Genomic DNA, 17,816 nt, shown 5'->3' with positions numbered 1-17,816 from the left:
GTCGCGCGGACGGGCGGCGCCTGCGACGCGCACCCCATGCTACGAAGCATGCATGGGGGCAGGAATCGTCGTCTTCTTCGGGCTCGCGCTCGTCGGCTATCTCCTGGTTGCCCCGCTCGTCGCCTTCGTGTTCGCCGTCCGGGCCAACCGGCGCAACGAGGACCTGCTGCTTCGGATCCACGCGCTGGAGCACCGGGTGGCCGAGCTCTCCGGGCTGCGCGGCCGCGCAGCGCTCACCGCAGCGGCGGAGAGCCCGCGAAGCACACACGACCTGGAGCAAGAGCGGATTGCCCAGGGCGCGATCCCGCCCCCAGCGGCGGCGCACCCCGCGCTCGACGCCGAGGGCGCAGGTGCGCCGCCCGCGCTCGACGCGGCGACCGCCGGCGCGCCGCCCGCGCTCGACATGGCGACCGCCGGCGCGCCGCCCGCGCTCGACGCGGCGACCGCCGGCGCGCCTCCCGAGATCGCGCATCCTACCGCCACCGCGCCCCCGGCGGTCGCGTCCACGGCGTTCGCCGCCGCGGAGGCCGCGGCGCCCCCCGCGATCGCGTTCCCGAGTCCCGCCGCTCCTCCGATGCCTCGAGCGCCTCGCCCCGCGGCGACGCTCGACGCGAGCGCGTCCGGCGCCGGCTCGCCCGCGCACCGTGAAGCCCCGGAGCGACCCTCCATCGAGGAGCGGCTCGGCCTCACCTGGCTCACCCGCGCAGGCGCGACCACCTTCTTGCTCGGCGCGCTCTTCTTCTTCAAGTATGCCTCGGACAACGCCTGGATCGGGCCGTTCGGGCGCGTCGCGATCGGCGCCGCGACCGGCGCCGCGCTCCTCGCGATCGCCGAGGTGCTCCGCGGGCGCGCGCAGCGTCGCTTCGTCCACACGCTCATCGGCCTCGGCCTCTCGGTCCTGATCGCGTCGGTGTGGGCGAGCGCCGCGCTGTACGAGCTCGTCCCGATCCCCGCGGCATTCGCGGCGGACACGGCGCTCCTCCTGCTCGGCGCCGGCCTCGCGCTCCGCCACCGCGGCGAGGCCATCCTGATCCTCAGCCTCGTCGCCGGCTTCCTCAACCCCGTCGTGCTGTCGACGGGGCAGGACCGGCCGCTCGTCCTGTTCGGCTACCTCCTGCTCATGACGAGCGTCGCCCACGCGGTCGCAGCGAGGCTCGGCTTCCGCGTCGCGCCGTGGCTCGCGATCGCAGGCCATACGGCGCTGTTCTGGGGCTGGTACGCCACGCACTTCGACGCCAGCGCCGCCCCGGCCGGCGGAGACCCGGACGCGGCGCCCTGGCTCGACTCGCCCGCGCAGGCGCTCCCGGGGCCCTACTTCCCGCTCGCCGCGCGCGCGGCGCCCCTCGCGTTCATCGCGCTCGCCGCGGCGCAGGGCATCCTGCGCGCGCTGTGGCTGCGGCGCACGCCCGCCTCGAGCCCCGACCGAAGCGCCGCGCCGACCGGCGCGGCAGCGACCGGCGTCCTCCGCGTCGCGGCGCGCGCGGACGCCACGGCGACCAGCATCGCTGCGCTCGTGCTCGCCCACGCGGGCGCGGCCGCGCTGCTCTTCGACGCGCCGCGCGCGCTCACAGTCACCGCCGTCGCGCTCGCGCTCGCGGCGCTGGTCGTCCTGCGCGCGCTGGAGGAGAGCGCCTGGCTGCTGGCGCCGATGGGCGCCGCCTTCCTCGCCTTCGCCGCGACGTTCGCGGACGCGCCTGCCGCGCACCGGACGACGCTGGTCGCGCTCGTCGCGGCCTGGACGCTCGTCTACCTCGCGGGGTGGCTCCGCGGCGCCGGGCTCGCGGGTCAGCTCGATCGGAAGACCGCCATCGCGTGCTCCGCCGGCGCAGCGCTCTTCGCCTGCACCGCGGGCATGCTGCTGATCGAGGCCGATGCGGCGCTCTTCGCGCTCGCGCTCGCGGGCGCGGCCGCCCTCGCGGCGTGGACGGCCGCGCGCGCCGCGCTCCCCGCCCTGCTCCTCGCCGCGGCGATCGTCTCGGCAGGCGCGCTCGCGGCGGCCGCGCATTTCGCGATCGCGCCGGCGGACGCGGGCGCCTCGGCGGCCGCCGATGCCGTCGACGCCGTGAGCGCCGTCAACGCAAGTTTCCTCGGCGCATCAGCGCTCGTCATGCTGGTGTTCCTCGGCGCCGCGGGCGCCTCGGCGCGGCGCACGCGCGAGCCCGGCGCGTCGGCGCTCTCGTGGTCCGACGCGCTCGCCGCGTGCGTGGCGACGCTCGGGTTCGTCGCGGCCGCGCTCGGCGCCACGCCGGAGGACACGCCGACGCTCCGCGCGCTGCTCACCGCGGGCGCCGGCGCCCTGGACCTGGCGCTCGGCGCCGCGCTCCTCCGCGCCGGCGTGACCCGCGCCGGCGCCGCGCCCCCCGCCGATCGCATCGCCCTGCTCCTCGGACAGGCGCTCGCCCTGTTCGCCGCGGCCGTCGCGTTCGGGCTCGGCGGCGCGACGGTCACCGTGGTCTGGAGCATCCTCGCGGCCGTGGCGGCCGCGATCGCGGCGCGCACCGGCGAGCGCGCCTGGCTCGCCGTCACCCTGCTGCTCTTCGCCGCCGCCCTCGCGCGGGCGCTCGTCGTCGATCGGGCCGAGGCCGAGGCGCTCGTGACGACGTGGTTCGCGACGCACGGCCGCGACGGGACGATGGCAGTTCCCGTCCTGCTCAACGCGAGGACCTATGCGTTCGCGGGCGTGAGCGCCGCCCTGCTCGCCGCGGGGCGGCTGCTGTCGCGCGCGGCGTTCGCCCGCCCCCCGGACGCCGCGCGCGCCGAGCTGCGCGGCGCCGCGGTGGCGGCGCTGGGCGCGGGGTATGCCCTGCTCATCACGACCGTCGTCCTCGAGGTGCGGAGCGCGATCACCGCGCTCCCCGCCGCCCCCCCTGCCCCGCTCGACGCGGCCGAGTTCGCCGAGCTCACCGTGCAGCACCGCGCCGCCCTCGAGGGCCAGCAAGGCAGCCTCGCGATGGCGACCACGCTCGTGCTCGCCCTCGCGGCGATCGCGCTGCTCACCGCGGGGTTCGCGGCGCGCGACGCCTTCCATCGCTACGCCGGGCTCTCCCTGTTCGCCGTCACCATCGCGAAGCTCGTGACCTGGGACGTCTGGCACGTCGAGCGCATCTACCAGATCGCCCTCTTCACGGGCGTCGGGGCGCTGCTCGTCGGCGGAGGGTTCCTCTACGCGCGGTTCGGCCGGCGCCTCGTGACGCTCCTGCGCGCCGGATCGCGGGGCGCGGCCGGGCCGCTCGCGCTGCTCGCGGCGATGAGCCTCGCGCGGCCCGCCGAGGCGCAGACCGGCGCGGCGCTCCCGACCGAGAGGCACGCGCTCGTCCGGCCCATCGAGGGCGTGGACGCCGCCGGCGACCACCGCGTCGACGTCGATCTCGACCTCTACCGCGAGAGCCGCGCGGAAGAGCTGCTCGCCGACGTCCGCATCGCAGGCCCCGACGGCGCCGAGGTGCCCTACGTGATCCGCGAGCCAGGCGCCGCGCACGCGTCCGGGCGGATCGCGGCCACGATGCTCGATCCGGGGGTCGACGCCGCCGGCGTGGCGCACGCGACCTGGGCGCTCGACGCGCCCGGCACGCGCCACTGCCGCGTCGAGCTCAGCGTCACCGGCGGCAGCTTCCTCCGCGAGGCGCGGGTCGAGACCGGCGCGGATCCGAGGGCGCTCAGCGAGGTCGCGCGCGGCGCCCACGTGTACCGCATCCCCCAGGGCCCGGAGACGGTCGAGCACCTGTCGGTCCGCTATCCCCTCTCGCGCGCCGCCCTGGTCCGGATCCGCCTTGTCCCCCAGGGCGCCCCGGCGCGCGACGCGGCCGCGGACGTCCGGATCACGGGCGGCGCCGTCTCGTGCGAGCCGCAGGCCCCCACCGAGTCCCCCGCGCTCCCGCCGCTCGCGATCGTCGAGACGCAGCGGGACAGCGAGGCGAAGACGACGCTCGTCACGCTCGACGCCGGCGCCGACGGCGCGCCGCTGGAGGCCGTCCTCCTCGACGTCGCCACGCCGGAGTTCAGCCGCCGCGTCGACGTCGCCTCGACCACGTACCGCGCGGTCTGGCCGGCCGTGGGGAGCGGCATGATCCATCGCATCCGTCCGCACGGTGAGTCAGGGCCCTCGCTCGCGTCGACACGGATCCCGCTCATCCCCACCCGGAAACGCTTCCTCCGGCTCACGATCCACGACGGCGACTCGGCGCCGCTCTCCCTCTCGGGCGCGCAAGGCGAGGTGCGGGCGCGCGAGGTCGTGTTCCGCGCCGCGCGGCCGGGGCCGCACCGGCTCTACGTCGGCGACGCGCTCGGCAAGCGCCCGAGCTACGATCTGGCCGACCTGCTCGACCACACCGTGCGCGAGCGTCCCTCCGCCGCGAGGCTCGGGGCCGCAGCGGCAAACCCGGAGCTCGGCGCCGCCCCGGTCGCGCGCGACCTTCCGTTCACCGAGCGGCACCGCGCGCCGATCGGGGGCGCGCTGGCCGTCGGGTTGCTCGCGCTCTCGCTGTGGGCCGCGCGGCTCCTGAAGCGAGGGGAACGGGAGCGAGGCGCGCCGCCCGACGGCCCCGCGCCGCCGCGGCAGCGAACAGAAGACAGCGAGCCCAGGCCGTGATGTGCTCGCATGTTGCCGTGGGTCGCCGGGGACGCGGCGCTCCGGCGGTCCGGACCAACCATCGAGGTGGATGCACCATGAGAGGCGGGCGCTTCGTCTACTTGGGTCTCTGCGCGAGCGTCGGGGCGGCGCTCTGGGCCTCGGGCGCGTGCTCCGCGACGGCGCGCGACCAGCAGGCGCCTGGCGAGGGCGGCGGCGGGGGCGCGAGCAGCGCCACGACGGCCGAGGCGGGCGCCGGCGGACGCGTGGAGTCGACGGGCTCCTGGGCTGATTTCGGCGGCGGCACGCCGGCGGAGGAGGGTCCGTCACCCGACGAGGACGGCGACGGGTTCACCATCGAGGACGGCGACTGCAACGACGGCGACGCGAACGTCAACCCAGGCGCCGTCGAGGTCGTGATCACGGAGCCCGACCCGAGCGGCGCGGTGCCCGAGCCGGCCGACGAGGACTGCGATGGCGTGATCGACGACGCGCCGCCGGCCTGCGACAGGAACATCGCTCCTGCCGACTTCGACGCCATCCACGGGGCCCACGCGATCGACCTCTGCGCCAGGGCGTCGCCCGGGGACAGGAAGTGGGGCGTCCTGAGCGCGCAGTACGTGCGCGGCGACGGCTCGCCCGCGGAGCCCTCGCCCGCGGTGGGCGTGCTCGATTCCTTCGGCCCCAACGTGCACCCGCAGGGCGGGACCCGCCTGCTCGTCCTGTCCTCGGGTCGCGCCCGGATCGCCGGGTGGCCGGGCGCGTGCAACGCGTATAGCTGCACGAACTACGGGCCGGGCGACGCGCCGCCCGGCTTCCCGCAAAGCGCCCCCGGGTGCCCTCCCTCGGCAAACATCCACGACGACATCGCGCTCGAGCTCGTCATCCGCACGCCGACGAACGCGACAGGCTACGAGTTCGCGTTCAAGTTCTACACCTTCGAATACCCCGAGTTCACCGTAGAAGACTGCTTCAACGACCAGTTCGTCGCACTGGCGACGCCCGCCCCGCCAGGGTCGCTCAACGGCAATCTCTCGTTCGATAGCCTTGGCAACCCCGTCAGCGTCAAACTCAGCTTCTTCGAGGTCTGCGAGGAGTGCCCGCTCGGGACGGACGAGCTCGAAGGCACCGGCTTCGGGCTCTGGAACGACGCCGGCGCGACCGGCTGGCTGCGCACGCGGGCCCCGGTGACCGGCGGCGAGGAGCTCAAGCTGCGGTTCATGATCTTCGACACCGGCGACGAAATGCGCGACTCGACCGCGCTCGTCGACGGCTTCAAGTGGGTCGCGAACGGCGGCACCGTCCCGCTCGAGACCGCGCCCGTCGAGGATCCCCGGTAGCGCCCCGGGGTCCGGACCACCCGAGCCTCCGGATCACGCGCGCCGGCCGCGGCGCGAGGTGGACCGCGCGCCGTGGCCGGCGCGATCCCGTATTTCATGGCCGGGATTGTTGCGCAGAACGATACGATGCCGCGATGCTGCTCCCTTCCTTGGAGAACCTCGCCTGCTTCGAGGCCGCGGCGCGGACGCTGAACTTCCGGACCGCAGCGCGCGCCGTGGCGCTCAGCCCCGCCGCGTTCGGCCAGCGCATCCGGCAGATCGAGGAGCAGGTCGGCGCTGCGCTGTTCGAGCGCACCACGCGCCGGGTGCAGCTGACGCCGCGCGGGCTCGCCTTGCTGCCGCGCGCCCGCCAGTGCCTGGCGCTCGCCGAGGACTGCCTCCGCAGCGCGATGGGCCCCGCGCCCGCTCCGGTCGAGCTGACGCTCGGCACGCGGTTCGAGCTCGGGATGTCGTGGATCGTCCCCCAGCTCGGCGCGCTGACACGGCGGCGCCCCGAGCTGACGCTCCACCTCTACTTCGGCGCCTCCGACGACCTGCTGAAGCGCCTCTACGACCGCAGCGTCGATTGCGTCGTCACCAGCGCGCGCTGGAGCGCGACGAGCCTGGCGGCGGAGACGCTGCACGAGGAGCGCTACGCGTTCGTCGCCTCCCCCAAGCTGCTCCGGCGCGAGGCGTTCGCCCGCCCGGAGCACGCGTCGCGGCACTGCCTGCTCGACATCGACCCGACCATGCCGCTGTTCCGGTACCTCGCGGATCAGGCGGGCGGCGCCGGCTGCTTCGCGTTCGCGCGGCACCGCTGGGTGGGGCTCGGCGCCGCCATCAAGGCGCTGGTGCTCGCCGGCGAGGGCGTCGCCGTGCTGCCGCGCCACATGGTCGCCGCCGAGCTCCGCGGCGGCAAGCTGAAGCGGCTCCTGCCGTCCGCGCCCCTCGCGCGCGATCATTTCCGGCTCATCTACCGGCGCGACGACCCGCGGAGCTCGCTCTACGCGAAGCTCGCCGAGTCGCTGCGCGCGGTGCCGATCCAGTGAGGCGCGCGCTCGCCAGCGCGGCGCGGAGCGGGCTGAACGGCGTAGACTCCCGGCCGAGGACCATGAGCGAGCTCCCCGGCGCCAGCGCGCGCCTCCCCGCGACGCCGATCACGGCGCAGGACATCAACGGCGGACCGGACCCGGAGCGCCGCGTCCCCTTCGTCATCACGGCGCCCGGCGTGTACACCCTCGTGGAAGACGTCGACTGGGTGGCGCACGACGCGAACGCGCGGGCCATCACGATCGCGAGCGACGACGTCACCCTCGACCTGTGCGGCAGGACGCTGCGGCAGATCGACCCTCCGGCGCCCGTCGTCGCCCCCGACCCGGGCGCGCGGCCTTGCCGGGGCGAGGTCGTCTCCGGGAACGTGGGCGTGTTCGCCGAGGGGAGGTCGCGGCTCGTCATCAGGAACGGCAGCGTGCTCGGGATCCAGGGGGTGGGGATCGCCGCCAGGGCGTGCAGCCAGGTGGATCTGCTCGATCTGTCGGTCCGGCGGTGCGGCGGCGACGGCGTGTTCGACACGGGCTTCCTGTGCCGCAACGGCGGGATCTTCGTGATGGGCGCCCGGGACGCGGCCGGCGGCGTCGCCTTCGCCGAAGGGATCCGGATGATCAACTGCGTGTGCTCGGAGAACACGAGCCGGCTCGATTTCGTCGTGACGCTGGGCGCGCTCGTCCTGTTCTGCGACGACGTGCAGGTCAAAGGGTGCGTGTTCAACCGCACGGCGAACACCAGCGCCCAGCCGAGCGGCGTGCAGTTCAACGTCGTCGGCGCCGACTTCGTCATCTGCCGCAACGTGCTCGTGGAGGACTGCGAGGCGCACGACAACACGTCGGGCGGAGAGCCGGCCGGCTTCTTCGCGTGGGGAGAGAACTACAAATTCCTGCGCTGCAGGGCGAACCGGAACTTCACGCTCACCGGGAACCGCGCGTGCGGGTTCAACATCTCGACAACGAGCAACCTGGAGATGGTCGAGTGCGAGGCGGACGGGAACTACAACGCGAACCCGGCCGCCTCCGCCGATGCGGTCAAGGACTTCTCCGCGCTCGGCTTTCGCATCGGCAGGGCGGTGTACCGCGGGCTTCTCGAGGGTTGCCGCGCGATCGGCAACCACGGCGCGAGCGCGAACGCGCCCGCCGGCGGCTTCGCGCTCCACGCGACCCGCCACGTGGTGCTGAGGCGCTGCGTGGCCGTGGGGAACAGGAACGCGAGCGGGACCGCCGAGGACGACGGGCTCGCGGCCGGGTTCATCGCGTCGACGCCGCTCGCGGATCCGCAGGGCGGCCTCGTGGGCGGCGAGGGCAACGCGTTCGTCGACTGCATCGCCGACGGCAACACGGTCCACCGCACGCCCCTGTTCGTGCAGCCGCCGGCCCCGCCCGTCGACGCCGGTCCGTCGCGCGGCGATCCTCAGAAGGGCGCGGGGTTCCTGCTCGAGAGGCAGAGCGACGCGAGGATCATCGGCTGCCAGTCCGCGAACAACGACGGCAAAGGGATCTGGCTGAGGGCCTGCGCGCGCGCGCTGGTCGAGGGAAACACGCTGTCGAGGAACACGCTTTACGGCATCCAGAACGAGGATCCCGCGGGGCTCAGCGCCTTCACCGGCAACCGGGCGCACCTCAACGGGTCCCGGCACCGCCACAACTACGTCGGCCTGCCGCCGGGCACGCCGGTCCGCAAATGGACGCTCGGCTCCCCTCCCCTCGACGGCCCTTCGGACGGGATAGCCAACCTCAGCACCCGCCTGCCCCGAGCGGCGAGCGCCTCGCGCCGCCGGGGGCGATCACCGGGTACGGGCGAGGGCGCCCGGGGTGATCCCGAACCGCCGCTTGAAGAGCCGTGTCAGGTGGCTCTGGTCGGCGAAGCCGAGCGCGCGCGCGAGCTCCCCGATCGGGACGTCGCCTGCGAGCAGCGCCTCGCGCGCGCGATCGAGCCGCCGCCGCGTCACGTAAGCGAGCGGCGGCTCCCCCAGCGCTCGCTTGAACTCCCGCGCCATGTGCGCGGGGCTCAGCCCGGCCACGCCGGAGAGCGCCTCCAGCCCGAAATCGTCGCCGAGGTGCGCCTCGATGTAGTCGAGCAAGCGCCGCAGCGTCGCGGGGGAGAGCCCGCCCCGAGCCGGCCGCTCCGCCTGGACCGCATGGCGGGCGCCGAGGCGCGCCGCGAGCCCGGAGAGCATCGCGTCCGCGAAGAGCGCGCCCGTGGCGCCGCCGCGCGAGACCTCGACCAGCAGCGCGCGGAGCACATGCTCGATCTGGGCGTCCACGAGCCCCACGCGGGGCTCGATCAGCAGCTCCCGCACCCCCGCGAGCCGCGCGAGCCGCGCGGGGTCGAGCACGAGCGCGCCATAGATCGTGGGCTCGCTCACGCGATGGGAGAAAGGGACCTCCGCGGGCTGGAGCCAGAGGCTGCCGGGCGGCATCTCCACGCGCTCGAAGCCGCGCTGGCCCTTTCGCTCGAAGCGCAGCGGCGCGTCCGCGAGGTTGATGGCGATGTAGTGGCCGGCGACGGCGAGGTGGTCTGTCTCCCAGGACGGGTTCACGCCGAGCTCGGCCACCATGCCGGTCCAGCGCAGCGAGCGGCTGGACGCGCGGATCTCCGCCTGCCGGAGCGCCTCGATGGGCTCGCGGGTGCCGGCGCGGACGAACGGGATGGCGCTGCGGGAGACGCGGGACATCATCGGAGAGCCGGCCCCAGCATGCGCCCGCGGCGCGGGGCCGGTCAACGCAGCAGCCCGGTTCCAGGGAGCGCAGCGGCGTTCTATAGCGCCCTCCCCGCCCGCCCTAGGATGCCTGTCGCCGGGCGACGACTGCGCCCGAGGAGGACGACCATGGAGATGCGTTACAAGCTGCTCGGCGGCAGCGGGCTCAAGGTCTCGGAGATCAGCCTTGGCACCATGACCTTCGGCGAGGACTGGGGCTTCGGCGCCTCGGCCGAGGCGTGCCGCGGCATTCTCGAGGCGTACCGCGCCCGCGGCGGCAACTTCATCGACACCGCCAACAAGTACACGAACGGCAGCGCCGAGCGGATCGTCGGGGAGCTCGTCCGCGGAGACCGCGGCGCGTGGGTCATCGCGACGAAGTACTCGCTCTCCATGAACGACGCCGATCCGAGCGCGAGCGGCAACGGCAGGAAGAACCTTGTCCAGTCCGTCGAGGCGAGCCTCAAGCGCCTGGGGACGGACTACATCGATCTGCTCTGGGTCCATGCGTGGGACTGGACGACGCCGGAGGCCGAGCTCATGCGCGCGCTCGACGACGTGGTGCGCGCGGGCAAGGTGCTCTATGTCGGCATGTCCGACGCGCCTGCGTGGGTCGTCTCCCGGGCGAACGCGATCGCCGAGCTCCGGGGCTGGTCGCACTTCATCGGCATCGAGATCGAGTACAGCCTGATCGAGCGCACGGTGGAGCGGGAGCTCGTCCCGATGGCGTCCCGGCTCGGCCTGGGCGTGCTCGCGTGGGCGCCCATGGCCGGCGGCGTGCTGACGGGCAAGTACACGCGGGGAGGCGGCAACGACGCCGCGCGCGCGGCGATGAACCAGGGGCGCCTGGACGAGCGGGGCCTGCGCGTCGCGCGCGCGGTCGACGCGGTGGCCGAGGAGCTCGGCTGCTCCTCGGCGCAGGTGGCGCTCGCGTGGCTCAGGTCGCGCCCGGCGCAGGTGATCCCCATCGTCGGCGCCCGGAAGCCCGAGCAGATGCAGGACTGCCTGGGCTGCCTCGACGTCGTCTTGCCCGCCGCGGCCCTCGAGAGGCTCGACGCGGCGAGCCGGGTGCCGCTCGGCTTTCCTTACGAGTTCCTGGGCAACCCAGGCACCGAGCGGGTCGTCTACGGCGCCACGGCGGCGCGGCTCGACGTGTCCAACCCCGTCCGGCGGCTCGCCTCGGGCGGGTGACGCCGGCCTCGCCGCCTCTCCGCCTCGCTCGCGCGCGCGCGCGTCAGCGATTCCCGTCCTGCGCCTGCTCGACGCGCGCCCGGATGGCTGCGACGGCGCGCGCGGAGCCGTCCAGGTTCTCCGCGTTGAGGAGGCTCTTCGGAAGCGGCAGCTTCGGCCGGAGGAACACCTCGAGGGACAGGCGCGTCGACTGGGCGTCGATCTTCTCGAGCCGCCAGGTGGCCTGGAGATCTTGCACATTGCCGGAGATGAAGCGGGACGCGTACGTCTCGACGCCATCCTCGACGACCGGCTTCTGGATCTCGATGCGCGCCCACATCGTGACCGCGCCCGAAAGGGCCGAGACCTCCATGTAGAGATCCCACCCGCCCGCGGGCGTGCGCCCGAGCAGGCGGCACTTCTTGTAATGCGGCATGAACTCCGGATAACGCTCGAACGAGAGCACCGCGGCGCGCACGCGCTCCAGCGAGCCCTTCACGACCACCGTCGACCGTCCACGCGCAAATCCGGTGCTTCCGATCGGGACTGCCATGCTCGTGATCCCGGTCGTATCGGGCGCCGGCTGCGCGCGCTCTGCCTGCTCGCCGTCGCTCGTGACAGCCGGCAGGACATCACCTCTGTCGCGCTGTGCCGGCAGGCGCGGTACATCCAGGTTGATCCCCCGTTCCCCCGTGCTGCACGCGGTGGCCGCGAGGGCGAGTCCCCCGGCGAGCGCGCGCGGGATCGATGCGTGATGGCCGGTCGTGGTCGAGCGAGTTCTCCGCATGACGGCCCAGCTTGCCAGCGACGTGCCGACCGCCCCCATCGCCCCGATGATACCGCGCAACACATCCGCTCGGGCCGCCCCCCACCCCGGCCACCAAGAACGGATCACCCGCCCATCGAGCGCGGAAAACACGGGCTCCTTCCCGATTCTCCACGAGAGCCCGGAAGGCCCCCTGTCTCCTCCGTCCCGCTGCTATCGGTCAGGATTCGCCAGAGAGATAAGCTGTCAGACTCGGAATGGGGATGCCTGTCGGGCGGCCGAACTGCCAGTCCGCCGACTCGACCCCGACGCCGCCGATGTCGAGGTGGATGAACGGCAGCGCCCCCCCCTTGAGCCCCGAGGCGATGTCGAGGAACGCGAAGGGGAACTGGTGCCCGCGCGGCGTGTTCACCGAGGGGAGGCGGTTCGAGGAGACCACGTCCTCGGCGCTCGACCGGGGCGCCACGAACGCGTAGTCCTCGCGCCGCGGCCGGACGCGCTCCATCGGCTCGCCCCAGCGCTCCGCGAGGACGTCGAGCCTGTCGAGCTCCGGCCGCGCGGCGGAGTTGCCGATCGCGCCGGTATAAGGCCCGTGGGCGCGGTAGACGTGCCCGGTCAGCGTCGCGACCGAGAACAGGATAGGGTCGGCCGCGCCGCTCATGGCGAGCTCCCGCCCGAGCGCGAGCAGGTCAGCCAGGATGAGGCGACCCTCGGCGTCGGTGTTGCCGATCCGAACGCGCACGCCGGCGCGGCTGCGGATGATCTCGTCGCTCACATAGGACTCCTCGCCGATGCTGTTGCGCACGAGCCCGAGGAGCCCGACGATGCGCACGCCCTCCAGGCCGAGCGCCGCGGCCGCGCGCACGAGGCCGGCGACCGCGCCGGCGCCGCCCTTGTCCCGGGACATCCCGGCCATGTGCCCGTCGGTCTTCAGATCGACGCCGCCCGTATCGTAGGTGACGCCCTTGCCCGCGAGCAGCACCGTTCGCCGGATCTCCCCGCGAGGCCTGTAGTCGAGCCGCACGACGCACGGCCGGTGCCGCTCGACGACCCGCGACGCCCGCGAGACCGCGCTGATGAGCGGATAGTCATCGACGTTGCGCTCGATCTTGACGAGCACCCCCGTCCTGGCGAACGCCGCCTCGCACAGCTCGGCGACGCGGCGGGGCGCCATCCGCTCCGGCTCGGTGCCGGTGATGTCGCGGCAGAGCGCCCGGCCGACCTCGATGGCCGCGATCTCGCGGGCGCGCGCCTCCGACAGCCCGAGCACCGCGACCGACTCGGCCGAGCGCGGGGCCATCTCCGCCTCCCGCGCCTCGAGCGGCGTCCACTGGCTCCCGAGCGCGGCGAGCGCGCCCACCTCCACGGCCCGCGCGAACCGCGGCGCGGCGCCCACCGGAGCGCGAACGACGAGCAGCGGCCGGCTCGCCCCCGCGTCCACCGCCCGCGCGAAGCCGGCCGCCGCGGCCTCCGCGACGGAGCGGACGTCATCGATGTCCTCCGAGAGCGGCCCCATCGGCGCGAGCACCAGGCGCCCGCCAGGCACCCCCGGCGCCGGCAGGACGACCGGAGCACTCTTGCCCTCGAGCGCGGAGTCGACGCGCGCCGCAGCCTCGACCACCGCGCCCACGGCGGACCCGAGCCCCCCCGCGTACTTCGCGATGGGCGATGGCGCGACGAGGACGACAGCATCGCAAGCCGCGATCGCCGCGTTCGACTCCGCGAGGGCGTTGGCGGGCAGCCCCGCCAGGGAGGTGACATGGACCATGGCGGCGAATGATGTCACATGGGTCAGCATTTTTGCAGCACCCGTCGCCGCCGATAGGGCACCGACATGGCACCGACATGCGCCCCGAAGAGCAAGCCTGGCGCGCGGGCACGGCGCGCGGGCATGGCGCACGCGCCGCGCTCGGCGCGCGCCATGCCCGCGCGCCGAGCGGCCTGGCGCGCTCGTCCGCCCCTGCGGTCACGCGCGAGGCGGCCGGCGTCGAGCTCCGCGTCGCTTCAGGAGAAGAGCACGACGCTGCGGATCGACTCGCCTTCGTGCATGAGGTCGAAGGAGTGGTTGATGTCGTCGAGCGGCATCGTGTGGGTGATCAGCTCGTCGATCTTGATCTTGCCCTCCATGTACCAGTCGACGATCCTGGGAACGTCGGTGCGCCCCTTGGCGCCGCCGAACGCGGTGCCCTTCCAGACGCGCCCGGTGACGAGCTGGAAGGGGCGCGTGGCGATCTCCTCGCCGGCCCCCGCGACGCCGATGATGATGCTCGTCCCCCAGCCCTTGTGGCAGCACTCGAGCGCCTGGCGCATCACCTTGACGTTGCCGATGCACTCGAAGCTGAAATCGGCGCCGCCCCGGGTCAGATCGACGAGGTAGGGCACGAGATCCCCCGCCACCTCGCTCGGGTTGACGAAGTGGGTCATGCCGAACCTCTCGGCCAGCTCGCGGCGCTTCGGGTTGATGTCGACGCCGACGATGATGTCGGCGCCGGCCATCCGGGCGCCCTGGATCACGTTCAGCCCGATGCCGCCGAGGCCGAAGACCACGACGTTGTCGCCGGGCCTCACCTGCGCGGTGTTGATGACGGCGCCGATACCCGTCGTCACGCCGCAGCCGATATAACAGACCTTGTCGAACGGCGCGTCCTCGCGGATCTTGGCGACGGCGATCTCGGGCAGGACGGTGAAGCTCGAGAAGGTCGACGTGCCCATGTAATGGTGAATCCGCTCCTTGCCGATCGAGAATCGGCTCGTTCCGTCCGGCATGAGCCCGCGCCCCTGCGTGGCGCGGATGGCCTGGCAGAGGTTGGTTTTTCCGCTCGTACAATAAGAGCACTGCCGGCACTCGGGCGTGTAGAGGGGAATCACGTGATCGCCTTTCTTGAGGCTCTTCACGGACGGCCCGACGTCGACGACGACGCCCGCGCCCTCATGGCCGAGGATCGCGGGGAAGAGTCCCTCCGGATCCTTGCCTGAGAGCGTGTAAGCGTCGGTGTGACAGACGCCCGTTGCCTTGATCTCGATGAGGACCTCGCCCTCGCGAGGGCCCTCCACCTGAACGTCCTCGACCGTCAGCTTCTCGCCGGCCTTGTGGGCCACGGCTGCGCGCGCTTTCATGATCGGTGGTTCTCCTCCCGCAAGCGGGGCGTTCGGGGCCCGAGCGGCGCCCGAGCCCCTCCCATAGCCGGGCGGGGAAGCAGGTTTCAAGGGGAACCCCGCCGGCGCCGCCCCGCGTCGCCCGCCGTCCAGCCTGCCCGCATTGCGCCGCCCGGCCTGCCCGCATCGCGCAGCCCGCTCGCTGCCCGCGCCCCCACCCCGAACGAGCCTCGTCTGCGCGCCCGGCGCCCTCTCTCTCACTCCACCCCACAGACGACACGCACTGTTCGTGGGGAGGACAACCGGTATTGCGAGGGCACAGCGAGCGCGCCTCCTCGCGACGTCGCGCATCTCGCCAGTCTCGCCAATCTGGCCAATCTGGCCAATCTCGCCAGACGCTGTCCTCGACCGGAGCAACAGGGAATCCGATGGCGTTTGCGTGACAGCACGCGTACCATCACCCCGCTGTCCTTATGAACACACTCCGTTGCCCACCGGGTCTCCGCGCGCTCATCGCAACAGCCGCGCTGGTCCTCGTCGCCTGCACTGGCGGGAGCCCGCCTGCCGGCGGGGCGGCCGGCAAGGGCGCTGGCGGCGCCGGCGGCGCCGGCGGCGAGAGCGCTTCCTCCGAGGGTGGCCACGGAGGACAGGGAGGCGCGCCGATCGACACCATGGAGTGTGTCGACGAGTGCCCCGCTGAGAGCGCTGGTATCACGATCGGCTGCAAGAAGCGCTTCATGTTCGGAATGAACTATGCGTGGCACAACTTCGCCGGCGACTTCGGCGGCATCGCCGCGTGGGACAAGCGCGGCGTCGCGGCCGAGGCGGAGACGCACGCGAAGAACCTCGCCGACATCCGTGCTCACGGGGCGAGCGTCGTGCGGTGGTGGATGCTGCCGGAGATCCGGGGCGAGAGCGTCGTCTTCGACGCGAGCGAGAACCCGACCGGCCTCGGCGGGACGACGCGGCGCGACGTCCAGAAGGCGCTCGAGCTCGCCGAGCAGGCGGACGTCAACCTGGTGCTCTGCCTGTTCTCCTTCGACAACTTCCACCCGACGCGACTCGACGCCGACGTGAAGACCGTCGGTATCACCCCCATCGTGAAGGACGCAAAGCGGCGCGCGAAGCTGATAGACAAGGTCGTCCGGCCGATCGCCAGGGCCGTCGCGCAGAGCCCCTACCGGCACCGGATGGTCGCGTGGGACGTGATCAACGAGCCCGAGCTGGCCATGACCGGACCGAGCCCCGACGACGGCCCTCGCTACGAACCCGACGCCCAGGTGGATCCGATCGAGCACGCGCAGATGACGGCGTTCCTCGGCGAGGCCATCCGGGCGCTGCGCGCGGAGAGCACGGCGCTCGTCACGATCGGCTCGGCGTCGATGAAGTGGGCGCGGTCCTGGCGCGACACCGACGTCGATTTCTACACCTTTCATATCAACGACCGGGTCAACCTGTACTGGCCCTACAACCAGTCGCCCGAGGACTACGGCATCACGGACAAGCCCGTCATCATGGGGGATTTCCCCATCGCCGGCCTGGCGACGGCCGCTTTGCCGACGCTCCTGGAGAGCTGGTACAGCCAGGGATACGCGGGCGCGATCAGCTGGGCCTACAGCGACGCGACCACGGCCGAGCTCGAGACGATCAAGGCCTTCGCCGACGCGAAGGGCTGCGGCGTGACGTACTGAGAGCCCCTCTCACGACAGCCAGTAGTCGACGAGGGACGCGCCCGTCACGTCGTGGGCGACCCCGGCCGCGATCGCCCACTGGGCCAGCGCGCGGCCGAGCGCCGCCATGGTCGTGAAGCGCCCGTCAGGGTCCTTGGCCAGGCCGCGCTCGATGATCTCCCAGAGCCGCGGGTGCAGCTCGAGGGCCTCCGGGCGCGGCGGGGCGGCGCGCAGCACGTCGTGCACGATGGAGATGCTGCTCGGGCCGCCGAACGGGCGACGGCTGCTCACGAGCTCGTAGAGGACGACGCACGCGCTCCACACGTCGGCGCGCGCGTCCGACTCCTGCCCGCCGCGGACCTGCTCGGGCGCCATGTAGGCCGGGCTCCCGACCAGCGTTTCCCTCCGCTCGTCGCCCGCCGTGCGCACCGCGGTGAACGCGATCCCGAAGTCGATCAGCTTGGGGACCGTGCGGCGGCCCTCGCGCACGAGGACGATGTTCGCCGGCTTCACGTCCCGGTGCACGACCCCCGCGCCGTGCGCCGCGCCGAGCGCGCCGATCACGGGAAGGAGCAGCTGGACCGCGGAGATGGGCGACATCGCGCCCGACTCGGCGAGCGCCTGGGCGAGCGACCGGCCCTGGAGGAGCTCCATCACCGCGAACGGCTCTCCCTCCTCCGTGAAGCAGAGATCGAAGATCCGCACCGCGGCGCGGTGCGACACCCGCGCCGTCGCCTGCGCCTCCCGGATCAGCCGCGAGGTGGCCTCGAGGACGGCGCAGTCGCGACGGATGAGCTTCAGCGCGACATCGAGGCTCAGGGAGAGATTCCGCGCCTTCCACACGGCGCCCATGCTGCCCTCTCCGAGGAGCTCTGTGAGGCGATAGCGCCCCCCGAGGACGTCGCCTGGGGCGTAGCGCCGCAGCGCGGCGGAGCACGGGTCGTTCGCAGGAACCGCCTGGGCGGCAGCGGAGGGCGCTCCGGCAAGCCCGGTCCGCAGCGTGGCGGGCGGTACGCTCGCCGGGGTGGCCGGAGCGTCGCTCGGCGTCTCCAGCGGCGCGACGTCCCCGCCATGACGGAAGGCCGAGCCGGACGGCCGCGACAGGCGGCCCGACGTCCGGAGGTCGACGGGCTCGAACGGAGGGCGGTGAGACGAGGGCCAGCGCGGAGACCGCGGCGAGCGGTACGCACGCTGAGAGGCTCGGCCCCCGCTCGGGGGGCGGGATCGATTCGACGCGGGATCCATCGAGCCGCCATGTGGCGTCGTGGAGCTGTCAGTTCGGTGGCTGTCCATGTCCTTGCCCACGTGTGCTGCAAGGAGCAGGCCGATGAAAATCGCCGCAGATCCGCCTCTTTCCCGCCCGCCGCGGCGCCGGGATTGCGGTGTGGAGGCATCAGATCCGGCGCCCGCGGCCATCGGCCCGCCCCGGAGGCTGCGCGCCGTCCGCCGCGACCGGCGCGCGCGTCTTCCGTGGCCGCAG

Annotated in this window: 10 protein-coding genes and 1 pseudogene; 6 read left to right on the top strand and 5 right to left on the bottom strand. The window is 73.4% G+C overall.

The annotated features are described in order from the left end of the window. Positions 1-52: 52 nt before the first annotated feature. The 4 genes and pseudogenes from WME82_RS15585 to WME82_RS15570 form a co-directional block, all read left to right on the top strand. The gene (locus tag WME82_RS15585) at positions 53-4,588 is read left to right on the top strand and encodes a DUF2339 domain-containing protein (RefSeq protein WP_438043480.1); all 4,536 of its coding nucleotides are present in this window, start codon (positions 53-55) and stop codon (positions 4,586-4,588) included. Between the two features lie 77 nt (positions 4,589-4,665). Continuing rightward, positions 4,666-5,907: a putative metal-binding motif-containing protein gene (locus tag WME82_RS15580; protein ID WP_438043479.1), complete on the top strand. Its 1,242-nt coding sequence runs from the start codon at positions 4,666-4,668 to the stop codon at positions 5,905-5,907. A 134-nt stretch (positions 5,908-6,041) separates the two neighbouring features. After that, a complete protein-coding gene (locus tag WME82_RS15575; RefSeq protein ID WP_438043478.1) occupies positions 6,042-6,935 on the top strand; it encodes a LysR family transcriptional regulator in 894 nt (297 codons plus the stop codon). Positions 6,936-6,997: 62 nt separating this feature from the next. Beyond that, a pseudogene (locus tag WME82_RS15570) lies at positions 6,998-8,551 on the top strand (right-handed parallel beta-helix repeat-containing protein); the annotation flags it as partial. Positions 8,552-8,719: 168 nt separating this feature from the next. Here WME82_RS15570 and WME82_RS15565 read toward each other — a convergent pair. Continuing rightward, positions 8,720-8,932 carry a helix-turn-helix transcriptional regulator gene (locus WME82_RS15565; protein WP_438044895.1) on the bottom strand — a complete coding sequence of 71 codons (213 nt, stop codon included), beginning with the start codon at positions 8,930-8,932 and terminating at the stop codon, positions 8,720-8,722. A gap of 837 nt (positions 8,933-9,769) precedes the next feature. Between WME82_RS15565 and WME82_RS15560 the strand changes: the two genes are divergently transcribed. Then, positions 9,770-10,825, top strand: a complete 1,056-nt coding sequence (locus WME82_RS15560) for an aldo/keto reductase (protein ID WP_438044894.1) — start codon at positions 9,770-9,772, stop codon at positions 10,823-10,825. A gap of 43 nt (positions 10,826-10,868) precedes the next feature. Here WME82_RS15560 and WME82_RS15555 read toward each other — a convergent pair whose 3' ends face one another. From WME82_RS15555 to WME82_RS15545, 3 genes are all read right to left on the bottom strand, one after another. After that, a complete protein-coding gene (locus WME82_RS15555) occupies positions 10,869-11,591 on the bottom strand; it encodes a type II toxin-antitoxin system RatA family toxin (protein ID WP_438043477.1) in 723 nt (240 codons plus the stop codon). 199 nt (positions 11,592-11,790) lie between these two features. Next, on the bottom strand, positions 11,791-13,356 hold the full coding sequence (locus WME82_RS15550; RefSeq protein WP_438043476.1) for an aminopeptidase: 1,566 nt from the start codon (positions 13,354-13,356) through the stop codon (positions 11,791-11,793). A 218-nt stretch (positions 13,357-13,574) separates the two neighbouring features. Next, positions 13,575-14,687 carry an S-(hydroxymethyl)glutathione dehydrogenase/class III alcohol dehydrogenase gene (locus WME82_RS15545; protein ID WP_438043475.1) on the bottom strand — a complete coding sequence of 371 codons (1,113 nt, stop codon included), beginning with the start codon at positions 14,685-14,687 and terminating at the stop codon, positions 13,575-13,577. 452 nt (positions 14,688-15,139) lie between these two features. On the opposite strand from WME82_RS15545, the gene WME82_RS15540 reads away from it, so the two are divergent. Further along, on the top strand, positions 15,140-16,357 hold the full coding sequence (locus WME82_RS15540) for a hypothetical protein (protein WP_438043474.1): 1,218 nt from the start codon (positions 15,140-15,142) through the stop codon (positions 16,355-16,357). 9 nt (positions 16,358-16,366) lie between these two features. Here the strand turns inward: WME82_RS15540 and WME82_RS15535 are convergent, their stop codons facing one another. After that, the gene (locus tag WME82_RS15535) at positions 16,367-17,260 is read right to left on the bottom strand and encodes a serine/threonine-protein kinase (RefSeq protein WP_438044893.1); all 894 of its coding nucleotides are present in this window, start codon (positions 17,258-17,260) and stop codon (positions 16,367-16,369) included. Between the last annotated feature and the right edge of the window lie 556 nt (positions 17,261-17,816).

It is taken from the genome of Sorangium sp. So ce128, from assembly GCF_051525245.1.
Taxonomy (GTDB): domain Bacteria; phylum Myxococcota_A; class Polyangia; order Polyangiales; family Polyangiaceae; genus Sorangium; species Sorangium cellulosum_B.
The sequence above is the reverse complement of the archived record's forward strand: the minus strand, read 5'-3'. Positions and strand labels throughout refer to the sequence as shown.